Source organism: Paralcaligenes sp. KSB-10, assembly GCF_021266465.1.
Classification (GTDB): Bacteria; Pseudomonadota; Gammaproteobacteria; order Burkholderiales; family Burkholderiaceae_B.
In genome coordinates this window covers 234,136-245,220 of the sequence record NZ_CP089848.1, presented here as the reverse complement: position 1 = coordinate 245,220, position 11,085 = coordinate 234,136, and the positions used below count along the sequence as shown (strand labels likewise).

Sequence of the window (11,085 nt, the reverse complement as noted above, 5' to 3'; positions counted from 1 at the left end):
GCCACAAACACTCGAGTGCCCTAAACACCCGAATCAAAAATGCTCTAATGCTTCCCGTCTTTGCTATCGAGCCAATCCATGATTGCCCGACGCGACCCATCCAGTTCCGGCACCGACATACTCCTTTCAGGCAAGCCTGACGAAAAGCGCACGGGAAATCCGGCCATCATGCCACCGCCGTCCGGGGCGGCGCTCAGCAGGCCTCGGTCCAGCACGTGCGGGTCGGCAAATACTTCTTCACGATCGAGCACAGGCGCCCACGGAATATCCGAGCCATGAAAGACCTGCTTCCATTGCGCCAAGGTCTTGCTGACAAAAATACCTTTCAGAAGAGTGTGCAATTCACGCTTGCGCCGCATGCGCTCCGCTCGCGTATCGTAAACCTGCGAACCTATTTCGGGGAACTCCGCCCGCAATCGTTCCCTCAGGTTCACCCAGAATTTTTCTTCCAATATTCCAAGCGCCACATAACGCCCATCAGAGGTCGCAAACAAGTCATTGTCCGGCATAATATGAGCCATTCCATCGATATCATCGCTCGTGGCCCGCCTCAGGATATCGATACCGGGCGCGGTCCACGCCATCATTGCATCGTGAATCGACACGTCAAGATATTGTCCGCAACCCTCCTGGCGCGCCGTCATCAATGCCACAACCATGGCCAAAGCGGCATACATCGAAGCGCAATAATCAGACAGGCGCACGTGTGGACGGCCGATGAGATCATCCACCTGCGACGGCACGGCCCAATAGCCGGCCAGAGCGAGGAAATTCAGATCGTGGGCCGGGCGTTGCGCATAAGGGCCCGTTTGCCCAAAGCCTGAAATTGAACACATCACGAGGGCCGGGTTGGCCCCCCGCAACTCAGAATAGCTCAGCCCAAGCCTGTCCATCACTCCAGGCCTGAAGCCCTCAATCAAGGCATGGCTGTGCCGCACCAAACGCAACAGCGTGACGCGGTCGTCGGGATTCTTGAGGTCCAGTGCGATGGAAAGTTTGCCGCGGTTGTATTTGGCGAAGGTGTCCGCTCCCAACGCACGGGCCGGATCGCCTCCGGCACGCCGCTCGACCTTGATGACTGTTGCGCCAAGCTGGCCCAACAGCATTGCCGTATGGGGGCCGGGATGCAATTGACCAAGGTCGAGCACCACAGTGTCGGACAGGCAGGTCATTTCGGGCATGGATGCGCGGGCTCAGGCGAGAATAGCTTTGGCTATGGTATTGCGCTGAATCTCGCTGGTGCCTGTCACGATCCGGTAAAGCCTCAAGCGGCGGAAGATGAACTCCACAGGATGATTCTTCGTAACGCCTACATTGCCATGAATCTGCATCGCCTTGTCGGCAATCTCGAAACATTTTTCAGAGACAAACAATTTGCACATTGACGCTTCGCTGCGGACGTCGCCGCCCTCGTCCGCCTTGTGCGCGGCGGCCATCACCATACTCTCGCAGGCGTAAAGGCCCGTCGCCATGTCCGCCAGCATGTGCTGGATCGCCTGGAAACGGCTTATCGGGCCGCCGAACTGTTGGCGATGGTGTGCGTAGTCGATAGACATTCGATAGGCCTGGCGCGCCAGGCCTATCATGGTCGGGCAATGCAGCAATCGATTCACACTGACCCTATCCATCGCAATCCTGAAGCCGCCCCCCTCCTCTCCAATCAAGTTGGCGCAGGGAACACGGACTTGCTCCAGTTCAATATCGGCATCGACGTGCTGCCCGGTCATGGGCAGATAATCGTATGTCAATTTGACCCCGGGGCGATCGAAGTCGACCAGAATGGCCGAAATGCCGTCACGGCCCTTATCCGGATCGGTAACGCACATGGTTACCGCAAAGTCCGCGAACGCGGAAGCGCTGATGTAATGCTTGCGGCCTGTGATGACGTAATCATCCCCCTCTCTCACCGCTCGCGTTCTGATGCTGGCGGCATCGGACCCCGACGCCGGCTCCGTCATGGCAAAGCATGAACCCTTCTCGCCGCGCACTACAGGCAGCATATAGTTTTCAAGCTGGTACGGACTGGCGTACCTGATCAAGTTCCCAATGCGCGACGGGCCGCCCCAATCACCCAGGACGTGCGGAAACAGAATTGCGCCAGAAGCGGCCACATCGTCTTTCAGGACGCACAGCTCGGCCACATTCATGCCTTTTCCACCGAGATCCGGCGGCAGTTGAAGCCCATAAAACCCAAGTTCCCGCGAACGCTTCCATATCGCACGCACGGCATCTTTCGAAAATTTGTCCTCATAGGTAAAGCCGGAGGCTTTTTCGTAGGGAATCAATTCCTCGTCAAGATACGACTTCAACTTTTCCCGAGTCTGGGCAAATTCCGCGCCAGGTAGTGTGCTGCTCATTGAACCCACCTCAATCAAATGGTTTATACAACTCATATTGACAGCATCGGCACAGATAGCGGATTATCCATTTAACGATCTCAATAACCTGCGGGAATGACATGCGCCTCGAAGACCTGAACTACTTCCTTGCCGTGGCTGAAGCCGGGCATGTCGGCCGCGCATCGGAACGGCTTGGCCAGAGTCAGCCGGCCCTGACCAAAGGAGTACAGCGCCTGGAAAAAGAACTGCAGTTGCAGTTGTTCGAACGCACCCCGAAAGGCATGGTGCTCACCACAGTAGGACAAGCTTTCTTCCAGCGCGCCCGCGGCGTCCAGTTCGGACTGAGCGAGGCCATCAAGGAAGCCAATGACCTGCATCTGGGCAAGCTGGGACTGCTGCGGGTAGGCGTTCCTCCCAACTACACCAGCTATTTCGGCGATGCCTGCGCCATACTTCTGCAGCAACGGCCAGCGGCCCGCGTACACGTCACGATAGGCTTGAATGACAAGTTGTTCGCGGCGCTGCGCCTGGGCGATCTCGATTTAAGTATCAGCGCGATCCTGAATCAACCCCAAACGGAACTGGAACAGCATGCCTTGTTCACCGACAATCTGCATGTTGTTGCGCGTGAGGGGCACCCGCTTTTCTTTTCACGCAATCTGCGCTTTTCCGATCTGGCCAAAGAATCATGGATCCTGCCCGGACAAAGCGTAGTGGCCAGGCGTTCCATCGACGCGCGTTTTGAGGAACACGGGCTGCCTGCGCCCAATGTGGCAGTCGAGTCGAGCTCATCCAGCATTTTTCTCATTGGCATGGTGCGAGCCACTGACTTATTGACGGTCTCCAGCGCATCAGCCATGAAGCAGGCCGGCAGCCATGGCCTGAGGGCATTTCCCTTGCGGGAAGCGGTATGGCCGCGCACTGTGGGAATCACCACCCGGCGCGGCGCTTATTTGTCCCCGCTGGCCCTGCGTTTCATGGAACTGCTCAAACAGCACCCGCATCCGGGCATGGCCGCGCAATAAAGAAGTGTCCGATGGCCCGGCCACTGATTCCATCGATGAAAGGCCGCAAAGGCCTAGGCAACGTTGCGTTGATGCCCAAGCCAGTGCGGATCCTTCAATTCCTTGCGCGAAAGCTTGCCGTTGGCATTCTTGGGCAGCCCGGCAACAAAATCGATCGAACGCGGCTTCTTGAAATCCGCCAGCCGGGATTTGCAATAGGCAATGAGTTCGGCCTCGCTGGCATGCATTCCCGGCTTGAGCGCTATGACCGCCTTGACGGATTCTCCCCACATATTATCGGGCACGCCAAAAACGCAGGCCTCATAGACAGCGGGGTGCTGGTACAGGGCCTGCTCGACCTCACTGGGATAGACGTTGAAGCCGCCGGAAATGATCATGTCTTTCCTGCGGTCGACAATATAGAGAAAGCCTTCCTCATCCATGCGCGCCAGGTCTCCGGTATGCAGCCAACCCTCTTTCAATGCCTGAGCGCTCAACTCCGGTTCCTGCCAGTAGCCGGCGAATACGTCCGGGCCTCGAACGGTGATCTCGCCTATTTCGCCCGCCGGAACCTGCTGCCCCTGTTCATCGACAAGCCGCAATTCGGTTTCGCCAAAGGCACGGCCGCAAGACATCAGCAGTTCCGGGTATTGATCGATGCCCCGCGCGTGATCGTCGGAACTGAGCATGACCATGCCGCCCGTCGTTTCCCCGGCACCGTATCCCTGGCTCAGTATCGGCCCCAGGCCTTCCCAGGCCTCACGGATGCGCGCCGGCGCCATCGGCGCCCCGCCATAAGAAATCTGCCGCAGGGAGCCGAGATCGTAACGGTGGAAGGCGGGGTGGCTAACCAGCATGTTGAGCATGGTGGGAACCATGAAGCTGAAGCGGGCATGATGTTTTTCCACGGAAGCCATGAATGACTCAGGATCGAAATGATCATGCAGCAGGATGGCACCTCCCTGGAACAGGAACGGCTGCATGAACATGCCGCTTGCATGGGTGATCGGCCCCGCAAGCGCCAGCACTTCGCCCGGATTGGCTCGCATCCGGCCCATCACTACTTTGCGCAGAGAGGCCATGCGATTTCCCACGGTCTGCATTGCAGCTTTCAACTTTCCGGTAGAACCCGAGGTGAAATGAAGCACGGCAAGATCGCTTTCGCTCATTTGCGCGTCCGGATTCGAATCGGTCGCCGCGGCCAGGAGATCCTCGTAGCGCCGCCCGTGAAGACCGCCGATCGTAATCATGGTTTCGACCGAATGGAGATCCCCCGCCACCGATACGAGGCTTTCAAAATGAGCTTCATCCACCAAAAGGATGCGGGCCCCGGCATTATTCACCGTGTCGACGATCTCTTGAGGCGACAATCTGGCATTCAATGCGACCTTGACCAGGCCGGCCTTATACAAAGCGCACTCCAGTTCAATGATTTCCGGCCGGTTCCAGGCCTGTATAGCCACGCGATCGCCTTTGGCCAAACCCAATCCCAGCAAGGCATTGGCCAAGCGGTTCGACCTTGCGTCAAGCTGGCCGTAAGTGATCGAGGTGTCTTTGAAAATGATTGCCGTCCGGTCGCGCCAATATCGCGCGTTACGACTGCAGAAACGTCCCTGGTTCATGAAGGCTGATCTCGTATGATTGATGTAGGCCTATAGTGGCTCCATGTTGCAAGGGACGGGATAACTTGACCACGATTTCCGATGACGGGCTGTTATCGACCGGGATCAATACCGCCTCATGCTTTATGGTTATCGGGTAATGCAAGTGCGGAATCGGACTGGGCGCCACGGCACGGTACAACTAGAGTCAAGGCTGTTGTGTATCAACAGACCACACACGACTTGAAAACAGGAGACATCAATGAAAACTGGATCGCGCGCCTTACTCCATGCCTTGGCGGGACTGCTGATAGGCACAGCGGCAACGCTGCCCTCGCTTGCCGCAGGTGCCGAATATCCTTCCAGGCCAATCCAGCTTATCGTGCCCTTCAGTGCGGGAGGGCAGTTCGATTTTCTGGCTCGCCTGGTCGCGAAGGCGATGAGCAAAGATTTGAAAGAAAACATCATCGTGGAGAACGTGAGCGGCGGAGGCGGCAATATAGGCGGTGCGAAAGCGGCCGCGGCCGCACCCGACGGCTACACACTGCTGGAATACGGCGGCAACTTCGCCATTGCCAAATATCTGTCACCCAAGCTGGCCTATGACCCCATCGGTGATTTTCAGCCCGTGGCGGCCATCAGCATCGCCCCGCATGTGATCCTGGCCAGCAATACCTTTCCGGCAAAAACCTTCAAGGATATGGTGGCGTACGGCAAAGCGCATCCGCAGGCGCTCAGCTACGGAAGTCCGGGAGTCGGTACATCCATGCAGCTGACATTCGAAGAAATCAAAGAACACTTCGGGTTCGAGGCGGTACACATACCCTACCGGGGAGGCAGCAACACGTTGAATGATCTGGCGGGCGGACAAGTAGGGCTGGCCATTGTCGCCGTGGCCCCCGCCCTTCCGTTTATCCAGGCTGGAAAGATACGCGCCCTTGCCGTTACCGGCAAGCAACGCGCGCCCTCGCTGCCTCAAGTACCCACGGTGGCGGAACTGGGATACACGGGGTTCGACAGCGGCAGCTGGGCAGGCATTGCCGTACCGAAAGGGACGCCCGACGCCATCGTAAACCGCCTGAACAAGGCCGTTCAATCAGCCTTGGACGATCCACAAATACAGCAGCAGTTGCATGCTTTGTCTTTTACCCTGTTGCCGGGACCGCCTAAACAACTGCGGGATCTGATTCATCAAGAAGCGGCGAGGTACAAGCCCATCATCGAAAGGCTGCACCTGAGCACTAAATAGCAAACAGCTGACGTGGGCCCCATGCAGGAGAATTTTTGGGTCGAGTTGTTTGCGGGATTCGATGCTTTGGTAGCTTTGGTATTTGAAGACGCCGTCTATCGGGGCTTGGGGTCAGGACCGGCACGGCGTGCTTGATCCGGATCTACCTCGTCCAGGCGGGCGTCGGGCCAAACTCGCTACGCCGCTGGCGCGGCTGCGCTCAAACATGGCCCGCCGAAAGCCCCCGCCTTCCCTACGGTAGCATCCGGCGCACGCCTTACGCCGGTCCTGACCCCAAGCCCCGATAGACGGCTCGCGTAATGGCATGCCTGGAATTGCATCACGGGATGCCCGGAATTTACCTGCTTGCACCTACCGTTAATGGGCCTGCATCCATAGAACCGTTAACGTGCGTGCACCCGTACCTTTATCGCGTGGCCACTACACCACGATGTGCCAAACCCTGGATTTATTAAGCGCCCGATGCCTCAACGTAGCCTGTGATTGGCTCAACGCGGCTTCCCCAATGCATACCTCGATGCATTGCCTCAACGCAAGCCGCAGGGTGGGCGGTGCTGTGTAGTCCGGCGGTAGTCCAGCGCCGGGTGCTGACGAAGGGAAGGCGGGGGCCTTCGGCGGGCGCTGTCTGAGCCCGGCCTCGCGAGGCCGGGCGAGTTCGCCCGACGCCCGCCTGGACGAGGCAGACCCGGGCAGTCGGGGTGCGTAGCACCACGACCGCTGGACGTGCCGGACTACACAGCACCGCCCACCCTGCGGCGTCTTTATAGAAATACCATCACGCCTACACAGACAACACAGCAATACAGCCCACAGCCATCGCTCAAACCTAAACGGCTCAAAAACATGACTGAAACGCGTTCAGTGCCGTAAAACACTCGAGCCGAAAACGCACTAGTGCTTCATCACCCCCGACGGATCATCGCTAGGCTTGGCATTGGCCACCGACTCGGCCGCCAGCCTGGCAACCTCTTCATCCGACAAAGGCGTCGGCATATGCTGCAGCGCCACTTCAAGTACCCGATCGATCCAGCGCACCGGAATGATTTCCAGATGATTTTTCACATTATCGGGAATCTCGGCCAGATCCTTGACGTTTTCCTCGGGAATCATGACAACCTTGATCCCGCCGCGATGCGCCGCCAGCAGCTTTTCTTTAAGGCCACCTATCGGCAGGACTTCACCACGCAGCGTGATTTCGCCCGTCATGGCCACATCGGCGCGAACAGGGATGCCCGTCAGGGCCGACACCATGGCTGTAGTGATTGCAATACCCGCCGAAGGGCCGTCTTTAGGGGTTGCCCCTTCCGGAAAGTGCACGTGCAGATCACGCTTTTCAAATGCCGTATTGGCAATGCCCCAGCGCTGCGCCCGGGCACGCACAACCGTTCGTGCCGCCTCGACCGATTCTTTCATCACATCGCCCAGAGAGCCCGTACGCTGCACCACGCCTTTTCCTGGCATATCGGCAACTTCGATGGTCAGCAGATCGCCGCCCACTTCAGTCCAGGCCAAACCCGTAACCTGGCCGACCTTGTTCTCTTTTTCGGCCATGCCAAAGCTATACCGGCGTACGCCCAGAAAGTCGCTGAGATTTTCAGCGTTTACCGTGACGCCGACCGCAGGCTTGCCCGAACCGGCCTTTTTGCCGCCGCCTGCCGCATCGGAAGACTGCGCCAACATCTGCTTGACCACTTTACGGCAGATCTTGCTGGCTTCGCGCTCGAGCGCACGCACCCCGGCTTCACGAGTGTAATAACGCACAATATCGCGAATGGCCGATTCTTCAATGGTCATTTCGCCTTCGCGCACGCCATTGTTCTTCATGAGCTTGGGCAACAGATGGTCGAATGCGATATGCACTTTTTCATCTTCGGTGTATCCCGACAATCGTATGACTTCCATGCGATCGAGCAAGGCAGGCGGTATATTCAGCGTATTGCTCGTTGCCACGAACATGACATCGGAAAGGTCGAAGTCGACCTCGATGTAATGATCCTGGAACGTGTGGTTCTGTTCGGGATCCAGCACCTCGAGCAGGGCCGAGGAAGGATCGCCACGGAAATCGGCGCCCATCTTGTCGATTTCGTCGAGCAGAAACAAGGGATTGCGCACACCGACCTTGGTCATGTTCTGCAAAATCTTGCCCGGCATGGATCCGATGTACGTACGGCGATGCCCGCGAATTTCAGCTTCGTCACGTACCCCGCCCAACGCCATGCGCACGAATTTGCGATTGGTGGCGCGAGCAATGGATTGGCCCAGGGAAGTTTTACCGACTCCGGGAGGCCCGACCAGGCAAAGAATAGGCGCTTTAAGCTTGTCGACCCGCTGCTGTACGGCCAGGTATTCGACGATGCGTTCTTTGACTTTTTCCAGACCGTAATGATCGCTGTCAAGCACGTGCTCCGCATTGGGAATCGAATTATTGATGCGATTCTTCTTGCGCCACGGCAAACCGATCAAGGTATCGATATAGTTGCGGACCACGGTGGCTTCGGCCGACATCGGCGACATGAGCTTGAGCTTTTTAAGCTCGGAGTCGGCCTTTTTATGCCCTTCTTTGGACATATGGGCAGCCACGACTTTCTTCTCGAGCTCTTCAAGGTCGGCACCCTCTTCGCCTTCGCCCAATTCTTTCTGGATCGCCTTGACCTGTTCGTTCAGATAGTAATCGCGCTGGCTCTTTTCCATCTGCTTCTTGACACGGCCGCGTATGCGCTTCTCGACCTGCAGGATATCGATTTCGCCTTCGAGCTGGGACAGGAGATTTTCAAGGCGTTCCGACGTTGCGACGGACTCGAGCATCTTTTGCTTTTGCTCAAGTTTGAGCGGCAAATGAGCGGCGATCGTATCGGCAAGACGGCCCGCATCGTCGATACCGCTTAACGAGGTAAGGATTTCCTGAGGTATTTTTTTGTTCAGCTTGACGTATTGTTCGAACTGGGCAACGATTGCGCGCCGCAAAGCTTCGGACTCCGCACCTTGTTCGGTGTCGGGTTCGACCGGAGCAACCTTGGCCATAAAATGCGTTTCGGCATCGCTGACCTCCTGGATACGGGCACGCTGCAAGCCTTCGACCAGCACCTTGACCGTGCCATCGGGCAATTTGAGCATTTGCAAAATGCCGGCCGCGCAGCCGATTTCGTATAAGTCATCGGGAGTGGGATCATCTTTGCTGGCTGATTTCTGGGCCACCAGCATGATGTTGTTGCCGGCTTCCATTGCCAGTTCCAGCGCCTTGATGGAACGGGGCCGACCCACAAACAGGGGAATCACCATGTGCGGAAAAACCACCACATCACGCAAAGGCAAGAGGGGCAAGTCCATGGGTTCTGAAGAGAGAATCTGGCTCGCAGACATAGTAATTTCCTTAAAAAACACCACTTTGGAAACGAAAGGGAAGCATTAGCCTCCCTTTCGTAGCACTACATGTAGGTGTATGTATGGACGATAGCCAAATTTTCAAGCCCTGACGTCTATAAACCTACTTTTTACAAGGTTATTCAATCATGGTGCTCAAGCAGCCGCATCCTTGAGTTTCGGTCGATCCGACTTATGCTCGGGAGCGAGCTTGGTATCTTGATCGGCGAAAATAAGTAATGGCGAGCCTTTGCCTTCCACTGCATTTTCGTCCAGCACCACCCGTTTGACATTCTTCTGCGAAGGAAGTTCGTACATGGTTCCCAGCAAAGCCTGTTCGACGATGGAACGCAAGCCGCGGGCACCCGTCCGGCGTTTGAGCGCGCGACGGGCAATGGCGCTAAGCGCCTGCGGGCGGACATCCAGTTCGACATCTTCCATTTCAAATAATTTCTGGAATTGCTTGATGAGCGAATTCTTAGGCTCGGTCAGGATGCGGATCAGGGTGTCTTCCTGAAGCTCTTCAAGAGTGGCCACAACCGGCAAGCGACCAACGAGCTCGGGGATCAGTCCGAACTTGATCAAATCTTCGGGCTCGACCTCGGAGAACAACTCGCCCACGCTGCTTTCGGCCTTGGCATGCACCGATGCTGAAAATCCGATGCCGGACTTTTCGGTACGATCGCGTATGACCTTTTCGAGGCCATCGAAAGCGCCGCCAACAATGAACAGGATATTGGTGGTATCGACCTGAACGAAATCCTGGTTGGGATGCTTGCGCCCGCCCTGCGGCGGTACCGACGCGACAGTCCCTTCGATCAGCTTGAGCAAAGCCTGCTGCACGCCTTCGCCGGATACATCACGGGTGATGGACGGATTATCGGACTTGCGTGAAATTTTGTCGATTTCATCGATATAGACAATGGCGCGCTGCGCCTTTTCCACATCGTAATTGCAGTTCTGCAACAGCTTCTGAATGATGTTTTCGACGTCTTCACCAACGTAGCCCGCTTCGGTCAGCGTGGTTGCATCGGCCATGACAAATGGAACGTCAAGCATGCGCGCCAGCGTCTGGGCCAACAAAGTCTTGCCCGAGCCGGTCGGCCCGATCAGCAAAATATTGCTTTTTGAAAGTTCGACGTCGTCGCCTTTGACTTCTCCGTAGCGTATGCGCTTGTAATGGTTATAAACCGCTACCGCCAGATTGCGCTTGGGGGTATCTTGCCCGATGACGTAGCCATCGAGAAAGCTCTTGATTTCGTAAGGAGTGGGCAATTCATTACGAATCGCGTCCCGGGCTGCCTCGTGGGTTTCCTCGAGGATGATGTCGTTGCACAGATCAATGCATTCGTCGCAAATAAAGACCGATGGTCCGGCGATAAGTTTGCGAACCTCGTGCTGACTTTTATTGCAAAACGAACAATGCAACACTTTTTCGTCTGCCGATCCTTTTTTTTCAGGCATAAAACTCTTCGATTAGTATCTATCTATGGACAGCACGAACAGAAACCATTCGACTATCGGATAATCGC

Annotated in this window: 7 protein-coding genes; 2 read left to right on the top strand and 5 right to left on the bottom strand. The window is 56.6% G+C overall.

All coding sequences use genetic code 11. From position 1 onward, the window contains the following. Window positions 1-44: 44 nt before the first annotated feature. Complete coding sequence (locus LSG25_RS01100) at window positions 45-1,181, bottom strand: CaiB/BaiF CoA-transferase family protein (protein ID WP_232742891.1); 1,137 nt, start codon at window positions 1,179-1,181, stop codon at window positions 45-47. 12 nt (window positions 1,182-1,193) lie between these two features. Next, window positions 1,194-2,357, bottom strand: coding sequence for an acyl-CoA dehydrogenase family protein (locus LSG25_RS01095; RefSeq protein WP_232742890.1), 1,164 nt, complete (start codon window positions 2,355-2,357; stop codon window positions 1,194-1,196). A 101-nt stretch (window positions 2,358-2,458) separates the two neighbouring features. On the opposite strand from LSG25_RS01095, the gene LSG25_RS01090 reads away from it, so the two are divergent. Then, a complete protein-coding gene (locus LSG25_RS01090) occupies window positions 2,459-3,364 on the top strand; it encodes a LysR family transcriptional regulator (RefSeq protein WP_232742889.1) in 906 nt (301 codons plus the stop codon). A gap of 53 nt (window positions 3,365-3,417) precedes the next feature. Here the strand turns inward: LSG25_RS01090 and LSG25_RS01085 are convergent, their stop codons facing one another. Further along, entirely contained in the window at window positions 3,418-4,965 is a 1,548-nt protein-coding gene (locus LSG25_RS01085) for an AMP-binding protein (protein WP_232742888.1), read from the bottom strand. Window positions 4,966-5,206: 241 nt separating this feature from the next. On the opposite strand from LSG25_RS01085, the gene LSG25_RS01080 reads away from it, so the two are divergent. Further along, window positions 5,207-6,193, top strand: coding sequence for a tripartite tricarboxylate transporter substrate binding protein (locus LSG25_RS01080; RefSeq protein ID WP_232742887.1), 987 nt, complete (start codon window positions 5,207-5,209; stop codon window positions 6,191-6,193). An 891-nt stretch (window positions 6,194-7,084) separates the two neighbouring features. Here the strand turns inward: LSG25_RS01080 and lon are convergent. Then, window positions 7,085-9,553 (bottom strand): endopeptidase La, encoded by a 2,469-nt coding sequence (lon, locus tag LSG25_RS01075; protein WP_232742886.1) that lies wholly within the window; start codon window positions 9,551-9,553, stop codon window positions 7,085-7,087. Window positions 9,554-9,709: 156 nt separating this feature from the next. After that, window positions 9,710-11,017, bottom strand: coding sequence for an ATP-dependent Clp protease ATP-binding subunit ClpX (gene clpX, locus LSG25_RS01070; protein ID WP_232742885.1), 1,308 nt, complete (start codon window positions 11,015-11,017; stop codon window positions 9,710-9,712). Window positions 11,018-11,085 lie beyond the last annotated feature (68 nt).